At 46.3% G+C, this 21,734-nt stretch carries 19 protein-coding genes; 5 read left to right on the forward strand and 14 right to left on the reverse strand.

The genetic code is table 11. The annotated features are described in order from the left end of the window. Positions 1-81: 81 nt before the first annotated feature. The 7 genes from NA59_RS14170 to NA59_RS02275 all read right to left on the reverse strand — a co-directional run bounded on the left by NA59_RS14170 (position 82) and on the right by NA59_RS02275 (position 10,559). A complete protein-coding gene (locus NA59_RS14170; protein ID WP_052501405.1) occupies positions 82-2,928 on the reverse strand; it encodes a PhnD/SsuA/transferrin family substrate-binding protein in 2,847 nt (948 codons plus the stop codon). After that, positions 2,921-3,829 carry a diguanylate cyclase domain-containing protein gene (locus tag NA59_RS02250; RefSeq protein ID WP_044407309.1) on the reverse strand — a complete coding sequence of 303 codons (909 nt, stop codon included), beginning with the start codon at positions 3,827-3,829 and terminating at the stop codon, positions 2,921-2,923. The genes NA59_RS14170 and NA59_RS02250 overlap by 8 nt, the downstream gene beginning before the upstream one ends. Before the next feature lie 3 nt (positions 3,830-3,832). Beyond that, positions 3,833-6,661 (reverse strand): ATP-binding protein, encoded by a 2,829-nt coding sequence (locus NA59_RS14175; protein ID WP_157792531.1) that lies wholly within the window; start codon positions 6,659-6,661, stop codon positions 3,833-3,835. A gap of 647 nt (positions 6,662-7,308) precedes the next feature. Continuing rightward, on the reverse strand, positions 7,309-8,364 hold the full coding sequence (locus NA59_RS02260; RefSeq protein WP_044407312.1) for a succinylglutamate desuccinylase/aspartoacylase family protein: 1,056 nt from the start codon (positions 8,362-8,364) through the stop codon (positions 7,309-7,311). Then, the gene (gene rimK, locus NA59_RS02265; protein WP_044407315.1) at positions 8,364-9,269 is read right to left on the reverse strand and encodes a 30S ribosomal protein S6--L-glutamate ligase; all 906 of its coding nucleotides are present in this window, start codon (positions 9,267-9,269) and stop codon (positions 8,364-8,366) included. The genes NA59_RS02260 and rimK overlap by 1 nt, the downstream gene beginning before the upstream one ends. Then, entirely contained in the window at positions 9,266-9,712 is a 447-nt protein-coding gene (locus NA59_RS02270; RefSeq protein ID WP_198401032.1) for an ATP-dependent zinc protease family protein, read from the reverse strand. Before NA59_RS02270 ends, rimK begins: the two co-directional genes overlap by 4 nt. After that, positions 9,705-10,559 (reverse strand): glucosaminidase domain-containing protein, encoded by an 855-nt coding sequence (locus NA59_RS02275; protein WP_052501407.1) that lies wholly within the window; start codon positions 10,557-10,559, stop codon positions 9,705-9,707. The genes NA59_RS02270 and NA59_RS02275 overlap by 8 nt, the downstream gene beginning before the upstream one ends. 81 nt (positions 10,560-10,640) lie before the next feature. Here NA59_RS02275 and NA59_RS02280 point away from each other — a divergent pair, with 81 nt between their 5' ends. The 5 genes from NA59_RS02280 to NA59_RS02300 all read left to right on the forward strand — a co-directional run bounded on the left by NA59_RS02280 (position 10,641) and on the right by NA59_RS02300 (position 15,549). Further along, positions 10,641-11,696, forward strand: a complete 1,056-nt coding sequence (locus NA59_RS02280) for a polysaccharide deacetylase family protein (protein ID WP_044407321.1) — start codon at positions 10,641-10,643, stop codon at positions 11,694-11,696. Positions 11,697-11,724: 28 nt separating this feature from the next. Beyond that, positions 11,725-13,272 carry a class I SAM-dependent methyltransferase gene (locus tag NA59_RS02285; protein ID WP_044407324.1) on the forward strand — a complete coding sequence of 516 codons (1,548 nt, stop codon included), beginning with the start codon at positions 11,725-11,727 and terminating at the stop codon, positions 13,270-13,272. Between the two features lie 173 nt (positions 13,273-13,445). Continuing rightward, positions 13,446-13,823 carry a thiol-disulfide oxidoreductase DCC family protein gene (locus NA59_RS02290; RefSeq protein WP_044407327.1) on the forward strand — a complete coding sequence of 126 codons (378 nt, stop codon included), beginning with the start codon at positions 13,446-13,448 and terminating at the stop codon, positions 13,821-13,823. Between the two features lie 24 nt (positions 13,824-13,847). After that, positions 13,848-14,894, forward strand: a complete 1,047-nt coding sequence (locus tag NA59_RS02295; RefSeq protein ID WP_044407611.1) for an NADP(H)-dependent aldo-keto reductase — start codon at positions 13,848-13,850, stop codon at positions 14,892-14,894. Positions 14,895-14,940: 46 nt separating this feature from the next. Then, positions 14,941-15,549: a flavin reductase family protein gene (locus NA59_RS02300; RefSeq protein WP_044407330.1), complete on the forward strand. Its 609-nt coding sequence runs from the start codon at positions 14,941-14,943 to the stop codon at positions 15,547-15,549. 36 nt (positions 15,550-15,585) lie between these two features. On the opposite strand, the gene NA59_RS15010 is transcribed toward NA59_RS02300, so the two are convergent. The 7 genes from NA59_RS15010 to glnE all read right to left on the reverse strand — a co-directional run bounded on the left by NA59_RS15010 (position 15,586) and on the right by glnE (position 21,704). Further along, positions 15,586-15,741 (reverse strand): hypothetical protein, encoded by a 156-nt coding sequence (locus tag NA59_RS15010; RefSeq protein WP_157792532.1) that lies wholly within the window; start codon positions 15,739-15,741, stop codon positions 15,586-15,588. A gap of 31 nt (positions 15,742-15,772) precedes the next feature. Beyond that, a complete protein-coding gene (locus tag NA59_RS02305; RefSeq protein ID WP_198401033.1) occupies positions 15,773-16,099 on the reverse strand; it encodes a helix-turn-helix domain-containing protein in 327 nt (108 codons plus the stop codon). After that, on the reverse strand, positions 16,099-16,464 hold the full coding sequence (locus tag NA59_RS02310) for a type II toxin-antitoxin system RelE/ParE family toxin (RefSeq protein ID WP_044407336.1): 366 nt from the start codon (positions 16,462-16,464) through the stop codon (positions 16,099-16,101). The genes NA59_RS02305 and NA59_RS02310 overlap by 1 nt, the downstream gene beginning before the upstream one ends. Before the next feature lie 53 nt (positions 16,465-16,517). After that, positions 16,518-17,126, reverse strand: coding sequence for a YqhA family protein (locus NA59_RS02315; RefSeq protein ID WP_044407339.1), 609 nt, complete (start codon positions 17,124-17,126; stop codon positions 16,518-16,520). Between the two features lie 9 nt (positions 17,127-17,135). Beyond that, positions 17,136-17,687 (reverse strand): ATP-dependent protease subunit HslV, encoded by a 552-nt coding sequence (hslV, locus tag NA59_RS02320; protein WP_044407342.1) that lies wholly within the window; start codon positions 17,685-17,687, stop codon positions 17,136-17,138. 25 nt (positions 17,688-17,712) lie between these two features. Beyond that, positions 17,713-18,714: a tyrosine recombinase XerC gene (locus NA59_RS02325; RefSeq protein WP_044407345.1), complete on the reverse strand. Its 1,002-nt coding sequence runs from the start codon at positions 18,712-18,714 to the stop codon at positions 17,713-17,715. Between the two features lie 251 nt (positions 18,715-18,965). Next, positions 18,966-21,704, reverse strand: a complete 2,739-nt coding sequence (gene glnE, locus NA59_RS02330) for a bifunctional [glutamate--ammonia ligase]-adenylyl-L-tyrosine phosphorylase/[glutamate--ammonia-ligase] adenylyltransferase (protein ID WP_044407348.1) — start codon at positions 21,702-21,704, stop codon at positions 18,966-18,968. Between the last annotated feature and the right edge of the window lie 30 nt (positions 21,705-21,734).

Here is a 21,734-nt window from a genome sequence, read left to right on the forward strand (position 1 = left end):
ACACCCATAATTTAAATCCAAGATATTTTTCACACGACTAAAAATTTACCGACCTTAACCCGCATTTATGAAATATCCGGGTTAAACACTAATAATTTCCAGCCCAGCTAATTGCGACCATTTGGTTTTTTCCTCATCCCACTGCTTAGCCAACACAATATGCGTTATATCAGGCTGGCTTGATAACAAGGCCTCTGCCTTATCTAGGCTACCCGCGACCTTAACCCTGCCTTGTATTTGATACTGCTGCGCTAGAGTTTTGAGCGTTTGCGTATCCGGGTGAACAATTAAATACACTGGCTTTGGTGATGAAACGAGCTGTTTATCGCCAATCCACTGTTGAAAACTCTCAATCAATGCCAGCCTGTTTATCGGTTTCGACAAATGATCATTCATCCCTGCCGCTAGCGCTTTTTCCTTGTCTTCAATCATCGCCGCCGCCGTCAGTGCAATAATCGGAATACTAGGATTAAACTCACGAATACGTTTGGTCGCTTGATAGCCATCTAACACCGGCATTTGAATATCCATCAAAATCAAATCAAAGTCTTGGTCTTTCGCCTTACTGACCGCTACTTCACCATTGTTAGCCACTTCAAATCGAATGCCCAGTTGTTTTAGCTGATCACCGGCCACCTCTTGGTTGATTTCATTGTCCTCGACCAACAATATCCGCGCATTAAATTTTTGTATATGTTGCGCGTCATACAAACCTTTTTTGCTCTCTTGCGTTTTTAATTGCGCTAACTCTTCTGGCTTAAGCATCTCAAACGGCAAGCTAAACTTGAACACACTGCCCTGCCCCAATTCGGATTGCAGTTTGACACCTTCACCACCCATTAGTTGCACCAATTTTTCACTGATAGTCAGCCCCAACCCTGTGCCGCCATATTGACGCGTAATCGAATCATCAGCTTGACTAAAGGGCTTAAATAACCGCTGCTGTTGCTCAAGGGTAATACCTTTACCGGTATCCTGCACCTCAAAATGCAACCAGGCCTGGTGATTATCCTCGGTATTTTGCAAAGCAATGCGAACCGTAACCGCACCCTGTTCCGTAAACTTAATCGAGTTGCTAATCAAGTTGGTTAAAACCTGACGCAAGCGTAAGTCATCACCCATGTAGCCAGCGGCAAGGCGAGTGTCTATCTCTTGCTTGAGTTCAACACCCTTTTCTTGCGCCTTGGGTTGATAAACCTCAAACAAGTCCGCAACAAGCTCTTGTAGATTAAACGGCTGAGGATTTAGATTTAAACGTCCTGCCTCAATTTTAGATATATCCAATATATCATTGATAATGCCCAGCAAGAGTGAGCCAGAGTAATAAATTTTATGCAATCGTTGATGCAATTGTTCCACATCATATTCTGTTTGTCCGAGTTCACTCAACCCCAAAATACCATTCATCGGTGTGCGGATTTCATGGCTCATGTTTGCCAAAAAGTTAGATTTAGTCTGATTAGCCTGTTCAGCGATACGTGTTTGCTCCACCAAGCGCTGGTTAGCGATTTCAAGTTCGGTGATATCCACCATGGTGATTAAATAAAGCTTTAGTTCATCTGAGTAAACGGCGCTACATTTGAAATAGGTATGTTGACCGTGAAAGTTTACGATGGCCTTGTGCTGTTGATTAGGCTGGGCAATCATGACTTTTAGCCATTGCATTTCGGTATAGTTGAAAAGATAACCGGGTTGCTCAATAAACAAATCACAGATACATTTATAATCCTGTTTAAAGGCATCAAGAGTAGCATAGTGACCCTTAAAGAAGCGTAAAAACCCACCACTCACATCAATTAGTTCAACACCATCATTGACTAGCACTAATTCGTCTTGGCTAGACAACAGCGCTTGACTATATAGGCTCGCCTCTCTGGCTTTTCTCACGCTCACTAACAGACTAATTAGCGCAACAATCAAACCAAAACCAAACACAATCGCCCAACCTATCGCCACGCCATATTGATTAACCAAATCCTGCCAGGTTATCGCATCACGCTGGTCAAAGGGCGGAATACGCAGAGCGCGAGATAAACCCTCAACCCCTAGATAGTCAGCTGGAACGGTAAATCCATAAACCCGATTTTCAGGTGCCGCCAATTCTTCAAACTCCAGTCCTAACATCGCGGCTGTTATATGACGCTTGGCACTCTCCGTTACATGCGGCATGGCAAACACCGGCCACTCTGGATAAAGTCGTGTGGAGATAACATGCGGAAAATCAGGCCGATACTGCGCATTGATCACTTTAACCTGCGAAGTGTCAATCCAGCCTCGATCTGTCATTCCTTCAATAATGCCATCACGAATAAAACCCACTTCAGCGTCACCATTAATGATCGACAATACCGTATCGCTGTGCGAGCCTATAAATTGGACGGCTTTAGGATCAATCTTAATACCCGCCAAATATAACTCGTAGGCTTGGGCGCGATAGCCACCCATGAACTCTTCTCCTGGTGCGACAATCGTCTTGTTTTTGATATCACTTAAATTATTTATACCCTTATTGTCAGCACGCACGATAATCACCCCCGCCAATGATTTCATCGTTTGTCCTTGATGGTTTTTGACGAGGGTTGCCAATGCGCCGGTTACTTCGAACTTTTGTCGTGCAACTAAAAAGTGAGTCGGATTAGTTGTGACAAAATCCAGCGTTTTATTGCGCAAACCTTGATAAATCTGTTCTTGACTAAGAATCTGCAGTTCAAGATGTTCATGACTAAGTTTACGGTTAAGTGCATCAATCACCGGCGCAAATTCCTCATGGGTGCGCTCCACCCCCTTATGAGCAAACACCCCAAACTGATAAACCTGCTTCTCCCCCACCGAAGCCTGCGCCGATGAGAAAATTTGTAAAAACAACATCAAGGCAAGCGTGATAACAAGGTAAAACCCAGTTAAATACTGATCTCGAATTTTATTCACTTAAGTCTTCCTTAAATACGCAAAACTGGTTTTTGCCAGCTTGTTTGGCTTGGTACATGGCTTGGTCGGCTTGACGTAATAATTGGGTGCCATCGGTTGATTGAGCCTGTGGATAGGTTGTCACACCAATACTCGCGGTCACATGCAACGCATTGTCGTGATAACAAAATGGCTTGGCAACAACCTCTAGTAAGCGTTGCAATAGACTATGGCAAGCCTTAGGGTCGGGGATATCCAACAGCAGCGCAATAAACTCATCGCCGCCCAGTCTTGCAAGTGTATCACCCTCGCGCAGCTCGGCTTGCAAGCGTTGTGCCAGTGTTTTCAACAGATAATCGCCCGCCTCATGACCATAGGTGTCGTTCACCGGTTTAAAGCCATCGAGATCAATAAACACTAGCGCTAAGCCTTGTTGACGACGCGCCGCTTGCGCCATCGCTTGATGAAGGCGGTCGGCCAATAGACTACGATTGGGCAATCCGGTTAGCGCATCATAATAAGCCATTTGATCGAGTTGTTTTCGGGCTTGGTCGCGCGCGAGGATGTTACGAATACGTAATTGCAAAATCGGCAACGAAAAAGGCTTGGTAATAAAATCATCCGCACCCAACTCCAACCCTTTTACATGCGTTTCATGGCGATCATCGGCGGTCACTAAAATCACCGCCATCGTGCGCCCCCAGTTGGATTGGCGAATATGCGTCAATACTTCTAAACCGTCCATTTCAGGCATCATAATGTCAAGCAAAACTAAATCAGGGCGCAGTGATTCAGCTAGGCGAAGCGCTTCCTTGCCTGAGGTGACAACGGAAACTTGATATAGCTCACCCAAGACACCGAGCATGATTTGTAGGTTAGTTGGATGATCATCCACTACCAAAATTTTGGCTTTTTCACTCATTCATTACACTTTTTTTTCATAGTGATCTAATATCCATTTTACCCTGTCAGCTGCATTAATAAAATCATAAGCATCATTCATTTTCTTTATACCTTGTAAATTTGTATAAAATTTACTTGCCGGTGAGGAATCCATAATTCGATTAAAATCCGCTATTGACTCAAATCTTGCCTGCTCCAGCAGAGGTAAAATCGCTCGGAGCTGTGTCATTAGCTCATCCTCATTAAACACAGACTGTATTCCTATATCATCATCTATTTCGTTGGTAGGCTTAGTGGTTTTTGAAACAGACAAATACCGAGCTAATACCTCGACAAACTTGGCTTGGTTTAGCGGTTTAGTTAGATAATCATTCATCCCTAATGCCAAGCACTTTTGGCGATTTTCTTCAAACGCATCCGCTGTTAAGGCGATAATCGGAATGGGCTTGCGTTGTTGCTCGGCCTCCCATTCTCGAATTTGCTCGGTGGCCTGATAGCCGTCTAAAATCGGCATTTGAATATCCATCAAAATCAAGTCAAATTCATCATGCTCTGCCTGCACTATTTCTAGCGCTTGCTGACCATTTTCAGCTAACACGCAACGCAAACCAAATTCCTGTAACTGGTTTTCAACCACCAGCTGATTAATCTCGTTATCCTCTACAATCAACACGCGTCCGTTAAATCTAGGCAAAACGGGGGGTTCCACCTTGATTTGATTAGGCGCTGCTTGTTCAAAACAAGCGGGTTGCAATAATACTTTAAACCAAAACCGTGATCCTTGTCCTATTTCGCTTTCCACGCCGACTTCACCACCCATCAACTCCGCTAGCTTCTGCACAATCGACAAGCCCAACCCTGTGCCACCATATTGGCGAGTACTGGTGTTGTCTAATTGAGAAAAAGGTTTAAACAATTGAGCTTGCTGCTGTGGTGCTATACCTATACCCGTATCTGTTACTGAAAACTCAATAACCCCCTTATCGCTCAAAGGTTTTGCCTGAAGATGAATATCCCCTTGATAAGTAAACTTAATCGCATTATTTACCAGATTATTAAGCATTTGACGCAAGCGTTGCTCATCCGCTTGATAAAGCACACCTTCTTCACCCATCCATTGCGCATCAATTAACAAATCCTTTTCTTGTGCCGTGCCTTGAAACAAGGCCGTTGTTTCTTGCAAAACTTGCTCGATATCAACCAGGCCTGGTTGCAAAGTCAACTTACCCGCTTCGACTTTCGACAGGTCTAAAATATCATTTAATAAGCGCAACAAGGTTTCACCCGAATGCATAATCGTTTGGCAGTAGATGCGATAATTTTCATCGCTCGGCTTAGTGGAAAGTAACAATTGCGCCATCCCCAAAATACCATTCATCGGTGTACGGATTTCATGGCTCATCGTGGCTAAGAATCGGCTTTTGGCGATATTGGCCGCTTCGGCTTGCTGTTTATGTTGCTCTGTTTGATCAAGCAACTGCTCTAAGCGTAATTCGGATAGTTTTTGTTCAGTAATATCCATCACTATACCGACCACACGAACCACTTTGCCTGCTTCAACCAGCGGCGCGGTTTTGGTACGAATCCATTTATCCTTGCCTAAATGGGTTTTAAACGGAAAAATGAGATCATAGGGCTGGGCATCGGCGATACAGGCTTGAAAGGCATTCATAATGGTTTCGCGGTCTTCAGGTAAATAGCAATGCACACTTTCACCGATATGATCAAAGTCAGGGTCGGGTTCAAAATCATGTAATTCAAATAAACCTTGGGTCCAAAACATCTTGGCGCTATCCACCTGATATTCCCAGCCACCCACTTTAGCCAAGGCTTCACCGTCTTCTAATAAACGTTGACTGCGTTCAAGTTCATCTTTGAGATTTTGCAAATCAGATATATCTCGACTAATGCCGAACAAACCGACAACCTGATTATTTTCATCAAGCAACGGCCATTTATTGGTTTGAACATAACCGATGTTTCCATTAGCATCATAATAAGGGTTTATTTTGCCAAGTATCGGCTGCCCCAGTTCAAGAATAGGCTTCTCCTCTTGCTCATAAATCGCGGCAGTATCGGGTGGAAACAATTCTCGATCATGCTTTCCAATCATTTCTTTCCAATTTTTAAAGCCTGTAATGTTTGCCAGCGTCTGACTACAAAACAACATCTTGCTTTGCTTATCCTTAAAATAGACAAAATCAGATGTTTGATTTAAAAAAGCTTCAAATTCATTAGTAAAACGATAGAGCTCAATCTCAGCTTGTTGGCGCTGAAGATGAATACGCCACAAAGCCAAGGAAAGAAGCGCAAACACCACCAACCCCATCATCAGCAAAAGTTGAATTAGCCGATCTAATTTCTGTGCTTCATCCACTTTTAGTTGAATTTGCTCTTCTAATTGGCGATGGAATAATTCCATCGCCTCATCACTCATCATTGTATTGCGGTCATGAATCACTGATAGTAACAAGGTCTTTTGATCAAATTGATAAGGCTGAGAATACACTTCAACCGTTCTAAGCTCACCGTTCGCTAATTGATGACGAAATATAAAATAATTGCGTCCTTGCTCTTTCGCATTCTGGCGCTCATTGGCCACCTGTTGCGCGCTAAGGGTATTGATTTGCTGTATAGAGAGTGTTTGAAGTGTTTCGCGTGAATAACCATAAAAATCGACCGCTGCGGCGTTAGCATCGATAATTTGACCGGAGTCAGGGTCAATCAATAACATCACCAAACCCTGATTTTCAAACACCTGCTGAAAACTGGATGCCTGAACCGTGACATTAAATAAAAACAGCCCCAAAACGAGCACGAAACCACGTTTTAAAAATAAAAGACTCGACACAAGACGCACTCGCTAATTGACTAGAAAACTTTTATACACAATCCTCTATGATACCGACCCCTTGAGCATCTGGTCAATTAAAATGGTTAATTAAAAACAACTTCGCAAGTCTTATTTTCAGCAAACTGACTTAACCCGGATGTTTAGCTTCGCTTTCTTCGATTCATAAATTCGCGTGATGAGCGCGCAGGATATTTTTCTCTTTCCCACCCAGAGCATCACGGCCATTAAGTTAAGAAATGAGTGGCAACACGGAGCGAACCAACTTGTGTCATTGCGAGGCCGAAGGCCGTGGCAATCTCTGGCAGACTGCACACGCCCTCAAAAGATTGCCGCGTCGCTACACTCCTCGCAATGACAAAAACTTAAGGGAATTGCGCACCCCCCCTTCGTCATTGCGAACGAAGTGAAGCAATCTCCAAAACCAGCGCACGCCCTCAAAAGATTGCCGCGTCGCTTCGCTCCTCGCAATGACAAAAACTTAAGGGAATTGCGCCCCCCCCCCTTCGTCATTGCGAACGAAGTGAAGCAATCTCCAAAACCAGCGCACGCCCTCAAAAGATTGCCGCGTCGCTGATGCTCCTCGCTATGACGGGGCTTTTCTTAAATTAATGGCCGTGAGGCGCAACGCGAGAGCGGGTTGTAACTTATAGATAAGGAAAATTAAGCGCTTCTAAAGTTTCTTGGAAGTTTTCGATATTGTCGGCGGCAATATCGGTGCGATTGAAGCGGGCGATGTGAAACAAAGCTTCGCCTTCATTAACTAAGGGCAAATGGAGTTGCCCTATAATGATACCGCTAAAAGGTGCCCAGATTTCTACTTCAGATTCACCAAAAGGATCCGATACCACTGCCAATAGGGTTTGGTCTTTTTGCACCCGATCGCCCTGCTTGACTTTAGCGCGGAAAATGCCGTCTTGCGGCGCACGCACCCAAGCGGAGGAGCGCGCGACAATCGGATCAAACTGGTTTTTCTTACGCGAAGCAGGCAGCATTTCAAGCTGACGCATCACCCGCAAAATTCCGTTCACACCACCGCGAATCGACAACTCATCAAACCGCAAAGCCTCGCCCGCTTCATACAACAATACGGGAATACCTTTCTTGCTTGCCGCTTCTCGTAAAGATCCATCGCGCAAATTAGAATTTAACACAACCGGCGTACCAAATGCTTTAGCCAGTTTGAGGGTTTCCTCATTATCCAAATCAGCACGAATTTGTGGCAGGTTTGAGCGATGAATCGCCCCGGTATGTAAATCAATCCCATGGGTACAGCGCTCAACAATTTCATCCAAAAACAGACGCGCCACTCGCCCAGCTAAAGAGCCTTTTTCAGAGCCTGGAAAACTGCGATTTAAGTCGCGACGATCCGGTAAGTAACGACTTTGGTTGATAAAGCCGTGCAGATTCACAATCGGTACCGCAATTAAGGTGCCTTTTAGGCGTTTAAGCGCGGGCACCTTGAGTAAACGCCGAATAATCTCCACGCCATTCAATTCATCGCCATGAATCGCCGCGCTAATAAACATCACCGGCCCCGCTTGATGGCCACACAGCACTTGCACCGGCATGGTAATCGGGCTGTGGGTATAGAGCTTACCGACGACTAAATCAATCGTTTTGCGCTCGCCAGGCATCACCCGCTGCCCGGCCAAGGTAATCGGCTGGTTTTTGCGCCGTTTAGCCAACGCAGGCTCGCTCATTAGCCTTTGCCTTTGGTCGCGGTGTTATAGGGTTTGGCATTTTTTTCGATGAATTCGATAATTTGCCCTGCAATATCCTTGCCCGATGCGGCTTCTATGCCTTCCAAGCCCGGTGAGGAGTTAACTTCCATCACCACAGGCCCATGATTAGAGCGCAAAATATCAACACCACAGACGTTCAAGCCCATGATCTTAGCCGCCCGCAAAGCTGTCGCCCGTTCTTCAGGTGAAATCCTAACCAGCGCCGCGCTACCACCTCGGTGAAGGTTGGAACGGAACTCACCCTCTTTGCCTTGACGCTTCATCGATGCAATCACCTTACCGCCAACCACAAAACAACGAATATCGGAGCCGCCCGCTTCCTTGATAAACTCTTGCACGAGAATATGCTCTTTAAGCCCCATAAAGGCTTGAATCACACTTTCAGCCGCTTGCTTGGTTTCAGCCAGCACCACGCCTAAACCCTGCGTACCCTGTAACACCTTTATCACCGCCGGCGCGCCACCGACAATATTTAATAAATCATCAATATCGTCTGGCGAATGGGCAAAGCTGGTCACAGGCAAGCCAATGCCATGCTTAGCCAGTAACTGCAAACTGCGCAACTTGTCGCGCGAACGGGTAATCGCCACCGATTCATTGAGCGGATAAACACCCATCATTTCAAACTGGCGCAATACGGCTGTGCCATAAAATGTAACCGACGCGCCAATGCGCGGAATCACCGCATCAAAGCCATCCAACACCTCACCTTTATAATGAATTTCAGGGTGACGGGTGGTGATGTTCATATAGCAACGCAGCGAATCAATCACACGGACTTGGTGACCTCGCTGCTCGGCCGCTTCGACTAAACGGCGGGTTGAATAAAGTTTTGCATTACGGGATAAAATTCCGATTTTCATTTAGTTTCGCCATCCTTAGGCAGTTTTTGACAGTAAGATTGACTCACATCAACCATAAAACGCTGTTCCATCGCCACCCGTCCTAACAGCATACGAAAACGCATGGTGTCGCGACTAGTCAGCGAGAGATCAATTGTAAATCGCTGGTTGCCCAGCACAAGTTCTGTTTCAATAAAATAACGTTCGGTTTTATTGCCTCCCGAATCAGTGACGATACGCTGGTCTTTGATAGGCGCTTCACACCAAACCTGGGTTTGATCATCATTTTGATTGGGGTGAATGCCAAATCGCACCCAGGCCTGGTTGTCTTTTTCAAACGGCTCGACCGAAAAAGCATGCAATGCCGATGTGCGAGCGCCGGTATCTACTTTGCACTTCAAGGCCGCGATACCCAGTTGTGGAAGCGCCACCCATTCTCGCCAACCGAGTATTGCTTTATCCATGCCATTCGCCTTTTGGTTTTTTATCATAATGCTGCCAACGGTTAAAGCGTATCATCGCTTGCAACTCTCTTATATAATCTTCTCGCTTAGCCGAATAGTCTATTAAGCCATAAGCCAACAACTCACTGTTTAAAGCTTGCTTTGACTGCCGAAGTTGCGCGCGCAGATTTCGTAGGGTTTCATAATTGATCAATGCGTTCAAGTTTAACATATAAGCCGCCACCGAGTCCTCAACACTATTAAAAACGCGCACTTCATAAATTTGGCCCTCTGGGCGGCGCTCAGGTACTAAGCCACAACCCACTGAAAAACACCAGTGACCAAAAAAATTCATCCCCTCCACCGCAAACCGAGACGTACCCCAGGCCGACTCATTCGCCGCTTGTGCCAGTGCCAGTGCGGGCGGAATTATATCCACTTTTATTAATAAGTCAGCATGCCACTGCACCATTGTTTGATCTTTTTTTCTAGGCTGTTGATACTTCACCGCCAACGCCTCAAACCGTTGCTTTTGCTTAACACTCATTTGATTAGGTTTTAATTGCTTTAAAAAATCCCGCTCAACGGCAATGGCTTTATTTGACGCATAAATAGCGGGCAATATAAAATCAATAAAAGCCTGTTTTTTTTGATTCACATCCTGAATAGCCGCAAAGTCCGGCACCCGTGAGGGCGGTTTTTCCAGCGCCTTTACTTGAGTCGGCTTTTCAGATAACGCCAACACCCTATCCGAATCAACCAGATCAACCGAAGGTATTGAATTCGCTTCGCCTTGACCGCGCTCATAAAAAATCCAACTCGCGACCAAAACTAAAACAGGTAAGATAATTTTAAGATTTCGTTCCACTTTCTTTCCTTTACACTTTTTTTATATTAGGCATAATGATGAAATGATATTGGATAAAAAGCAAATTTTTAGGATAAAAACATGACCAGGACACAGAAAAATATTTTTTATAGCGGGTTGCTCGCCAGCTTTTTCATCGCGTTCAGCGCGATCACCACACAGAGCCATGCCAACAACCCTAATAGCGCCGCCGTTATATTAATGTACCACCATTTTGGTGATGACACCCCGCCAAGCACCAGCGTTACACTGGCGCAATTTGACGCTCATTTAGACTATCTTAGCAATCAGGGTTTTAACGTTTGGCCTTTATCAAAATTAATCACCCACTGGGAAACCAACCAACCCGTACCGGATCGAACCGTTGTGTTAACCGCTGACGATGCGTATAAAAGTGTCTATACCGAAGCCTATCCTCGCCTTAAAGCCCTTGGCTGGTCAATGACTACCTTTGTTAACTCTGAACCGGTTGATCGTGGATTTGGCAACTTTATGACCTGGCAACAAATGCGTGAAATGCAAGCGGATGGATTTGAATTTGCTAATCACAGTCATACTCACAGCAAAATGCGACCGATTGATGGCGAAACAGAAACACAGATGTTAGCAAGAGTGCGTCAAGAATTAGAAATGACCCAACAGCGACTCGAAGCCGAACTGGACGCTGAAAATGTGCCCATGCTGTTTGCCTATCCTTATGGCGAATACAGTGAGTCGGCTGCCAACTTGATCGCTGAGATGGGCTATGTAGGATTAGCACAGGTGTCTGGCGCAGTGGATGCTAACGCGGACCGTCGTGCGCTCAATCGTTTCCCGATGGCGGTGAATTTTGCCAAAATTGAAGACTTTCGTCTCAAGGTCAATACTCGCCCACTGCCGCTCACCTCGGTGACCCCCTGGAACCCAATAGTCACCGACAACCCACCCACTTTAACACTGAACTTGAGTGAACCTGTACGCCAGCTAAACTGCTTTAATAGCCGAGGCCAAGCGCTGAAAATGGATTGGCAAACCCCGACAAAATTGGTCATTCAGTCCGAGCAAGCCTTACGCTCACCGCGTGACCGCTATGCGTGCACCGCGCCGATAGGCCAAGGACGCTGGTACTGGTTTGGGCATTTATGGATTATTGATTAAACTTACCTGTTAAACAAAAGGAAACACAATGTCTGATTGGACGTCTGGTTATGTAGCGGATATTGGCTACACCTATGGTTATTACAAAGAACTTAACCCTTTAAGAATGCGCTTGGCGATGATTAATGCCGGGATTACCCCGCCTAACTTTGGTGAGGGGGCGATAGGCTGTGAGCTGGGGTTTGGCCAAGGATTGAGTGCCGCGATTCATGCGGCCGCCAGCCCGGTAAAGTGGTTTGGCAATGACTTTTTGCCTAGCCAAGCGGGCTTTGCACAATCACTGGTTCAAGCCAGCGGTGCGCAAGCGCAATTGAGCGATGAATCGTTTGCGCAATACTTGGCACGTGATGATTTGCCCAAGTTCGATTTTATTTGTTTGCATGGCGTGTGGACTTGGGTGTCCGAGGAAAATCGCCAGCTAATTATGGCCTTTATTCGCAAAAACCTCAAGGTTGGCGGTGTGGTCTATGTCAGTTACAACACCCAAATCGGCTGGGCGCAGATTATGCCGTTACGCCGTTTGCTGGTGCAACATGTTCAACGCATGGGTTCAGCCGGCTGGGGTAGCTCGTATAAAATCAACCAAGCCTTGCAGTTTGCCAAAAAGCTGATGAAAACCAACCCACTTCACGCCACCGCCAATTCGCAAGTGGGCCCGAAAGCCGCCGAGTTGATTGGTCAAGACCCACACTATCTGGCGCATGAATATTTTAATCGTGACTGGCAACCGATGGATTTTGCCGATATGGCCGAGTATATGGCGAACACCAAACTCGAATATGCCTGCACCGCCAATTATCTTGATCTGATTGAAGCGATTAACCTCACCCCAGAACAGATGAAGCTGCTAGCTGAAATTCCAGATAGTGCATTGCGTGAGAACACGCGCGATTTCTGTGTCGATAAAAAGTTCCGCAAGGATTATTGGGTCAATGGCGCCATCAATCTCACCCAACTTCAGGTTTTAGAAACGCTTCGCGCTGAACGTGTCGTTATGACCAAACCACGCGGCACGATTTCGCTGGTTTTAGAAGGCGCATTAGGTGTAGCCGATTTGGCGGCCGATATTTATGATCCCATCCTCGATTATCTCGCTGATTACCAACCCCGTACGCTGGGTGAAATCGAAGAAGCGATGGCTGCTCATGGCAATATTGGCTTGCAAGAAATCGTACAAGCCTTGTTTATCTTTACCCATCGCGGTGAAATCCAATCGGCACAAGCGGATTCGGTGATTGAGCAGGTTCACCCTCGCACCCAAGCATTAAATAACTTCTTTATCGACCGCGCACGCGGTAGCGCGGATATTGCGTTTTTAGCCAGCCCGGTCACCGGCGGCGGTATCGAAGCCACTCGCTTCCAACAATTGTTCATTAAAGGCTATCGAGAAGGTTGCGAATCGGCTTTAGCACTGGCGCATTATGTCTGGATGATTTTAGAGCCTATGGGCGAAGGCGTAATGAAAATGGGGCGAATTTTACAATCCGAAGACGAGAACATCGCCGAACTAACCCAACGCGCTGAAGACTTTCTACGCCGCGACTTAGCGATGTATCAAGGCTTAAGATTAGTCTAATGCTGCATGCTCAAGCACAGCGTGAGCCACACCCTGCTCTCACGCTCAGGCTAGACTATAGCGCTTTTTGGACGTTAGTCCGCGATAGACGCCCAGGAGCCAGCCCTACCGGTAAGCGGTATATGACCGATGCGAATCAATAAGGCTGACAAGCAACTAGTGGAGACCATGAGATGATCAATGTGTTTTACGATGGCCAATGTGGTTTATGCTCGAAAGAAATCAACCATTACAAGAAAATCGCGCCACCAGGCGTGTTTCACTGGCAAGACATCGCCACGCTGTCGCCCAATTGGCTTGAACAGGAGGGTATCACGCAGGTTGAGCTACTCAAACACCTGCATGCCAAAGACGACACAGGCAAGATGCATGTAGGTGTGGATGCATTTTTATTAATGTGGCGCCAATTAAAACGTTGGCGGATTTTGGCAGGGATTGTATCACTGCCTGGGATCTATACATTGACACGACAGATTTACCATGGGTTTGCCCAATGGCGATTTAAACGATTACCTCATTGCCAAATTGCATTAAAAAATCAATCACACTAATCACGACAAGGATATCGCAAAATGATGAAATACAGTTCGTTAGGCTACACGGATATTCAGGTGAGCAAAATTTGTTTAGGCACCATGACATGGGGGGAGCAAAATACAGCGGCTCAAGCATTTGAACAAATGGATTATGCGCTTGAACGGGGTGTTAATTTTTGGGATACGGCCGAACTCTACCCTGTTCCCCCGCAAGCCTCAAGCTTTACGCAAACCGAGTCGATTATCGGTGCTTGGTTTCAGAAAACTCAGCGGCGCAATGAGGTAGTGCTGGCAACTAAAATGGCCGGTCCGGCCGAATTTGTATCTCATATCCGTCAGGGCAAAACACGCTATACCGATCCCCTCATTGCTCGCTGCGTTGAGCGCTCATTAAAACGCCTGCAAACGGATGTGATTGATCTATATCAACTGCACTGGCCAGAACGCCCGACTAACTTTTTTGGCCAACTCGGTTACCAAGTTTCGGCTCACACACCCAACGCTCTCACGCCACTAGCCGATACCCTCGAAGCACTCAGTAAACAGGTGCGCGCAGGCAAGATTCGTACGATTGGCTTATCCAACGAAACCGCCTGGGGCACAATGAAGATGATTGAACTATCAAGGCAGTTAGGCTTGGAGAAAATCGTTTCAATTCAAAATCCTTATAATCTTTTGAATCGCAGCTTTGAAGTAGGCCTAGCCGAGGTGTGTCATCAAGAAAATATTGGGCTATTAGCCTACTCGCCGCTTGGGTTTGGTGTATTAACCGGCAAGTATCTCAACAATGCGCGCCCGCAAGATGCCCGCATTACACTATTTCCACGCTTTGATCGCTATCTCAACCCGCAAGCCAGCGCGGCCACTCAAGCCTATTTTGATCTAGCCCATCAACATGGCTTGTCCTTAACCCAAATGGCACTCGGCTATGTCAATACACGCCCTTTTGTGAGTGCGAATATTATCGGGGCTACCACCCTAGCGCAGCTAAAAGAAAACATTGATAGTATCGATGTTATATTAAGCGACACACTACTAGCGGAGATTGAGCAGATTCATCAACGCTATACCTACCCTAGCCCCTAAACGCCTCTTAACCCGGATATTTAGCTCAACAACAAGGATCACTGGCATGTTACATCTAGACCCACTCGCCATTCAAAACCTGCCCTTAAGCGACAGGATTCATTTAATCAATTCGATTACAGGCATCAAACCGGCTAACTTGATTGGCACCGCAGATCAAGCAGGCCAGACCAATTTGGCGGTGTTCAGCTCCGTGGTACATCTAGGATCGAGCCCGGCGCTCATTGGTTTTGTGATGCGGCCGGTGGGAGATGTACCGCGTCACACTTATGAAAACATTTTAGCCACCAGTCATTACACCCTTAACCACATCCACCCACAGATAGCGCATCAAGCGCATCAAACTTCAGCAAAATTTGCAAAGCACGAATCGGAGTTTGACATAATGAACCTGACGCCGTCTTTTATTGCCAATTTTCATGCACCTTTTGTCGAGGAATCAAACATTAAGTATGGCTTAAGATTTGTTGAGGCCATGCCAATCAAACACAATAACACGCAATTAATTATTGGCGAGATTCAACACATACTTCTCAACCACCACCCTAAAACACCGGATGGCGGACTGGATTTGGAAGCCACTGAAAGCGTTGGAATCAGTGGTCTGAATAGTTACTATAAGCTAAAAAGGTTTGCCACCTTTGAGCAGCCTTGACATCACCCGGTGTTACATTTTCTTCACAACACCCGATTACGATTTGGTCTCCTCTAAGCTTTCTGGGGCTTTCGGTTTGTCTTTTGCACCCTTGGCGAAGGCCATGTTGGTTAACCACAGGGATAAACCGACAAGCGCAATACCGACGGCATAATAAAGCAATTCAATCGGTATTGGTTTTGAGGTACTCATAAGGCAATTTAACCTGTTTCAGGTTTTAACGCTAATGCACCTGAACTAACGGATCTAAACCTTTTGTATCTAGAATAGACAGGAGTTTTTGGCAAGCGCCCGAAGGTTTTTTCACACCCTGCTCCCATTGGCGCACAGTGGATACACTAATATTAAGTAGGCTAGCCAATAAAACCTGACTCAAATTAAATCTTTGGCGAATGGATTTGATTTTATCGCTGTCATAGTTTCTAAGCGGCTCAAGACAAAGCAAATCGTAGCGCTCCATGCGCTCAGTGTCTATAGCTCCTTGACGATACATATCCTGTGCTGAGTCATGTATCGCTTCCATCAAACGACTTCTAGGCTGCATTTCCATCAACATATCTCCATTAAAAACCCAATTTTAATCGATTTATTTATATCATCAGCTGAAAACTGCATTAAATCTTGCGTAAAATCTAACAGTGCAACTTTTTCACGCTCGTCAATATTGGATTTTTCATTCTTATTAAACCCAAAAATAAAGAACCATCGATCATCCAAGTTTGAAGCCAATAGCGTGCGGGCTCCACCACGCTTACCACGCCCTGGGTGCCCAACTCGCTTTTTGTATAGACCGTGACCTAAGTCGGCATCAATTAACCCCTGAGACATTTCCTCTACCGCGTTACATAATAGAGTGTCTGTCAAACCTGACTTTTTTAACCACTTATTAAATGCCTTGGTTTTCAATACTCTCATACCTATCACCTTGGTAGATATAACTGTTCACAAGTTTATCATGACACGCATCACTACTTGGTTTCAGCTATGCTCTCTACCTCTTTGGGTTTGTCTTTTGCGCCCTTGGCGAAGGCCATATTGGTTAACCACAGGGATAAACCGACTAGCGCAATACCGACGGCATAATAAAGCAATTCAATCGGTTGTGATGGTTTTAGGTATATCGCGGCTTCAAAAAACATAACGATTAAGACCAGTACAATGACCTTGGCGAGCTTGTCTTTAAGATCATCTAAACTTTTAACGACTAAAATCTGGCTGGCACCATAGACTTCTTTGGCGATACTGAGTTTTGAGATAAACAATTCATACAGACCGAGCGAGAAAATCAGCATAATCGCGCCAATCAAAAAGCCATCAACCGCACCAATCACCGTACCAATCGCTTTCGATTTTAGCGCCGCGCGTTCGGCATATTCTAGGGAATGGTAGTCTGTCAGCGCACCTAATAAATAAATGATCTCAATCGCGGTGATATAAAACATGACGAATGCAATCACCAAACTCGCGACCACCGCGGTCAACACGACTAAACGGCTATGCCACAAGACAGCTTCAAACCCGCGAACGCCCGCGCTCTTATTGTCACATTTCAGGCTTTCATTAATCTTATCTGGCATGTTAGTCTCCTACTTCTCAAGCATTTCAATCGTAAAGTTATGATTGGTATAGATACATAAATCGGCCGCTATAGTGAGCGCATTTTTCACAATCTCATCCGCCGGTAATTCGCTGTGGCGCATTAAAGCCTGCGCGCCTGCATGGGCATAGCTGCCACCGGATCCGATGGCGATAAAATCGTCCTGCGGCTCAATCACATCGCCCGTTCCTGAAATCAGCAACATCGTGTCTTCATCCGCCACAATCATCATCGCTTCTAGCTTGCGTAACGCACGATCCGTGCGCCATTCTTTCGCCATTTCAACCGCCGCACGCATCAACTGACCATTATGGGTTTGTAGCCGCCCCTCAAAACGCTCAAATAGCGTAAAGGCGTCGGCTGTTGCACCTGCAAAACCGGCTAATACTTTGCCATCATATAAACGACGCACTTTGCGCGCATTGCCCTTCATTACAATGTGTCCCAAGGTCACTTGCCCATCACCGCCTATAACCATCTTGCCATGGCGTTTTACACATAAAATCGTTGTACCGTAGATGGTATCTGCACGATGTTCCATTGCTTTTCCTTTTTATTATTTAACTTTATTCGTTGTGGGTCTGATTTTTTCGCGCTCTTGGATGAGTTTGATCATAAACCTTTGCCAAATGCTGCATATCTAATTTGGTATATATTTGCGTGGTGGATAAATTGGCATGCCCCAATAATTCTTGCACCGCCCGCAAATCACCGCTGGATTCTAACACATGCGTGGCACAAGCATGGCGCAATCTGTGGGGCGACATTTTGGTATCCAACCCAGCTTGTAGCGTGCGCTTATCAAGCTGTACTCGAATGCTGCGAGCCGATAATCGCCCACCAAGCTGATTAATAAATACAGCTTGTTCAGATTGCTCAGGCTGTAGCTTTTGACCACGCACCGACAACCAGGCCTGGATCGCTTGGTTGGCCTTAGTTCCAACAAAAGCGACACGCATTTTACCCCCCTTACCCCTTACCTGCACTGTCCCAGCGGCTAATCCATCTAACCCAGGTGTTAAGTTAAGCGCCACCAACTCAGACACCCTCAAGCCTGCAGAGTAGAGCAATTCAAAAATTGCTTGATCACGTATCGCATGCCAGCCGTCAATAGGCTGCTCTAACAACTGTCTTGTTTGATCAACGTCTACACTTTTTGGCAAAGGCTTAGGTACCTTGGGCGCCTTAACCAACAAGGCTGGATTGGTTTGGACTAACCCTTGTGCCATTAAAAACCCAAATAAACTGCGCAAAGCCGACAGATGGCGCGACAGGGTGCGCGCGCCCAAACCCGATTTTACACAATCCATCACATAGTCTTTAATTAACCGCACACCGACCTGTGTCCAGTCCACCGATTGTGGCTCCGCCATTAAGGTTTGATACGACCAGGCCTGGTCGGAATTATCGCCGTTTTTACTGCTTTGTGTGTCGCCTTTTGCGTCGCTTTGGTTTTGAGTTAAATAAAAAGCCACAAAACTCAATAGGTCTCGCTGATAGTTATCAAGGGTGTGCGCCGACTTATTCTCCGCGCGCAATTGTAATAAAAATCGCTCTATTTGCTGCATACTACTTCACTCATCCTGTTTAGGTACCTCACTGCCATTAAGTTAAGGAAAAAACCAGTCATTGCGAGGAGCGCAGCGACGCGGCAATCTCCCAAGGTCGCGCACAGCCTGCCAGAGATTGCCACGGCCTTCGGCCTCGCAATGACGCGTAATTTTTTTGTCCTCGCGACTCAAGTTGTTTCGCTCCGTTGTGCCACAAATTCCTTAACTTAATGGCCGTGGTTTAGGTACCTGCGGACTAAAGCTAATCATCAGCCCATCAACCCTTGCCATATTTCAATCACCTCGTCACGTTCTTGCTTGAAGGTTTTTGCATCGACAATGGCTTTTTGATTTTGAATCGCCAGACGATGATAAAGCGCGCGGTAGCTTCGGTAGTGGTTTTGCAATTTCTCTGTTGCTTTTTCAGTTAACAAACCCGTGTGTTTAACTTCATCCAAAATGCGCATATTGTCTGTCCAGCCAACCAGGCCTGGTTGTAAATTACCATAAGCCAACACCAGATATTGCACCATAAATTCAATATCCACCACACCGCCTGCGCCGTGCTTAATGTCAAACTCATATTCATTCGACTTATCTAAAGCCGTGCGCATTTTTTGGCGCATCTCAACCACTTCGGCTTTGACTTTAGCCGGCTCACGCGGCTGCGACAGAAAGGCCAGACGGAACTGCTCAAAGTGTTCTCGCACCTGATCACTCCCCACCACCGCACGCGCACGAATCAAGGCTTGATGCTCCCAATTCCAGGCTTTTTCTTGCTGGTACTGTTCAAAATGTTTAAGGGTCGTCACCATTAAGCCGCTATCCCCATTCGGACGCAAACGGGTATCCACTTCATACAATTGACCCGCTGGCATCATGCTGGTCAGCACGGAAATAATTTTTTGCCCCATGCGCATAAAAAAACTGCCATGTTCTAATGGACGTTGACGCTCATGGGTAGGCTGGGTTTTATCACCCGAGGCCACCAAGTCATACAAAAACACCACGTCCAAATCTGAACCATAACCCAGCTCAATCCCACCTAGCTTGCCATAGCCTAAAACCAAGAAAGGCGATTCAGTTAGATCCTTGGGCAGTCCGTGTTTTTTCGTCATCTGCAGCCAAACATAATCATGTGCCACATTAAGCACCGCTTCGGCAATCCAGGTTAAATAGTCACTCACATGCATCACCGGGACCTGACCGGTAATGTCAGCGGCGGCTACCTTAAACACCTGCGCATGTCGCCAATGACGTAATTGCAACATAAACGGCTCTTCATCATCTTGATAGGTGTTTAACAGGGTTTGTGCCTCTTGCATTAACTCATCCAGCTTGAGCGGACGGTAAAGACTTCTTAAATCCAAGAGTTGATCCATCAGCGCGGGATATTTCACCAATAGATCGGTTAAACGGGCACTCGCCGCACAGAGTTTGATCAGATGTGTCAGTGCCACCGGATTTTCTTTTAGCAGGACTAAATACACACTGCGGCGCACCACATTTTCTATCACGGTTAATACGCGCTGCAACGCCATCTCTTGATCCTGCTCTAGGCTAGAGAGTTGCTTGAGCAATAGCGGCATCACTAGCTCTAAGCGCGTGGTGGCCTCGGCGCTCATCTGCCCGACCGCCCTCGATTTTTTAAACTGGCGTAACTGATTTAAAATATCGCCCGGTTTATGAAAACCAAACTGAGTCAATACAATCAACGCATCATCTTCCAAAGGGCCTTTCCAAGCTTGACTCAAGGCATCGGTTAAATCACAAACGTCGGTCTCCTCGGCAAACACATCATCAAAATGCGCTTGCACCGTTTCACGATAAGCTTCTAGCTTATCGATAAAAGACGCATAATCAGCAAAACCCATCGCTTCGGCAAGCGCTAGCTGTTGACGCGCATCATCCGGCAGGGAGTGGGCTTGTTGATCATTCCATTCTTGAATACGATTCTCCGCACGGCGCAAGAAGACATAAGCCTCTCTAAGACTCTGCGCATCCGCTTGCGAAATATAATCTTGCTCCGCTAAATAACCCAACATCGGCAACAAGGCCTGACCCTGCAGCGGCTTATCTCGCCCCCCATGCACCAGCTGAAAGGCCTGGACAATAAACTCAATCTCACGAATACCACCGCGCCCGAGCTTTAAATTATTTTCCATCCCCTTTTTGCGCACTTCAGCGGCAATCATCCGCTTTAGATCACGTAACGAATCCATCGCCGTATAGTCCACATAACGGCGGTAAACAAAAGGTCGTAAAATATCAAACAGCCGCTTCGCCTTTTCCTTGTCCCCAGCCATGGCGCGTGCCTTCACTAGCGCATAACGCTCCCAAGCACGACCATGTACTTCATAATAATGCTCAGCACCGGTAAAGCTGATGGCTAAAGGCCCTACCTCACCAAACGGACGTAGCCGCATATCTACCCGATACACCATGCCTTCGTTGGTTAATTCAGTCAACGACTTATTTAACGACAGACCCAGTTTTGAGAAAAATTCATCATTAGAAATAGACTTGGCTCCATTGGTGTAGCCTTTTTCTTCATATAAATAAATCAAATCAATGTCGCTGGAAAAGTTCAGCTCACGCCCGCCTAACTTACCCATACCCAGGATAACCATTTTTTGCGGCTCACCCGATTCTTCGCCGATGGGCTGCCCAAATCGCTGGGTAAAACGCGTCATCCACCAATCAAGTGCGCCGGACACCAAACCATCGGCTAAATCAGAGACATCGCGCATGGTTTCGTTTAAATCCGCCACGCCACCCAAGTCACGAACCGCAATGCGCACCATTTGCTCTCGGCGCAAGCGGCGTAGCTGGGTTTTAAGACAAGTATCATCCTCGCAGGCTAATAAAGTAGCACGACATAAATCAAGCAATTCACCATCATTAAACCGCGTGTCATAGTCCTGATCCAACAACACAGGAAACCGCTGACACTCGCGTTCAATATAAAGGCTCCATTTATAGTAATCCTCTGGTGATAATGCAGACATACACGCCCCTCTATACATAGATTTAAAGGG

The organism is Thiomicrospira microaerophila (genome assembly GCF_000934765.1).
Taxonomy (GTDB): Bacteria; Pseudomonadota; Gammaproteobacteria; order Thiomicrospirales; family Thiomicrospiraceae; genus Thiomicrospira; species Thiomicrospira microaerophila.

Bases quoted from the DNA above. Each gene is read 5' to 3' on its own strand.
- NA59_RS02300 (WP_044407330.1), top strand. From the start codon at position 14,941: ATGTTACATCTAGACCCACTCGCCATTCAAAACCTGCCCTTAAGCGAC.
- NA59_RS02305 (WP_198401033.1), bottom strand. From the start codon at position 16,099: ATGGAAATGCAGCCTAGAAGTCGTTTGATGGAAGCGATACATGACTCA.
- NA59_RS02290 (WP_044407327.1), top strand. From the start codon at position 13,446: ATGATCAATGTGTTTTACGATGGCCAATGTGGTTTATGCTCGAAAGAA.
- NA59_RS02270 (WP_198401032.1), bottom strand. From the start codon at position 9,712: ATGGATAAAGCAATACTCGGTTGGCGAGAATGGGTGGCGCTTCCACAA.
- NA59_RS02325 (WP_044407345.1), bottom strand. From the start codon at position 18,714: ATGCAGCAAATAGAGCGATTTTTATTACAATTGCGCGCGGAGAATAAG.
- NA59_RS02285 (WP_044407324.1), top strand. From the start codon at position 11,725: ATGTCTGATTGGACGTCTGGTTATGTAGCGGATATTGGCTACACCTAT.
- rimK (WP_044407315.1), bottom strand. From the start codon at position 9,269: ATGAAAATCGGAATTTTATCCCGTAATGCAAAACTTTATTCAACCCGC.
- NA59_RS02295 (WP_044407611.1), top strand. From the start codon at position 13,848: ATGAAATACAGTTCGTTAGGCTACACGGATATTCAGGTGAGCAAAATT.
- NA59_RS02250 (WP_044407309.1), bottom strand. From the start codon at position 3,829: ATGAGTGAAAAAGCCAAAATTTTGGTAGTGGATGATCATCCAACTAAC.
- hslV (WP_044407342.1), bottom strand. From the start codon at position 17,687: ATGGAACATCGTGCAGATACCATCTACGGTACAACGATTTTATGTGTA.
- NA59_RS02280 (WP_044407321.1), top strand. From the start codon at position 10,641: ATGACCAGGACACAGAAAAATATTTTTTATAGCGGGTTGCTCGCCAGC.
- NA59_RS02310 (WP_044407336.1), bottom strand. From the start codon at position 16,464: ATGAGAGTATTGAAAACCAAGGCATTTAATAAGTGGTTAAAAAAGTCA.
- NA59_RS02260 (WP_044407312.1), bottom strand. From the start codon at position 8,364: ATGAGCGAGCCTGCGTTGGCTAAACGGCGCAAAAACCAGCCGATTACC.
- NA59_RS15010 (WP_157792532.1), bottom strand. From the start codon at position 15,741: ATGAGTACCTCAAAACCAATACCGATTGAATTGCTTTATTATGCCGTC.
- glnE (WP_044407348.1), bottom strand. From the start codon at position 21,704: ATGTCTGCATTATCACCAGAGGATTACTATAAATGGAGCCTTTATATT.
- NA59_RS02315 (WP_044407339.1), bottom strand. From the start codon at position 17,126: ATGCCAGATAAGATTAATGAAAGCCTGAAATGTGACAATAAGAGCGCG.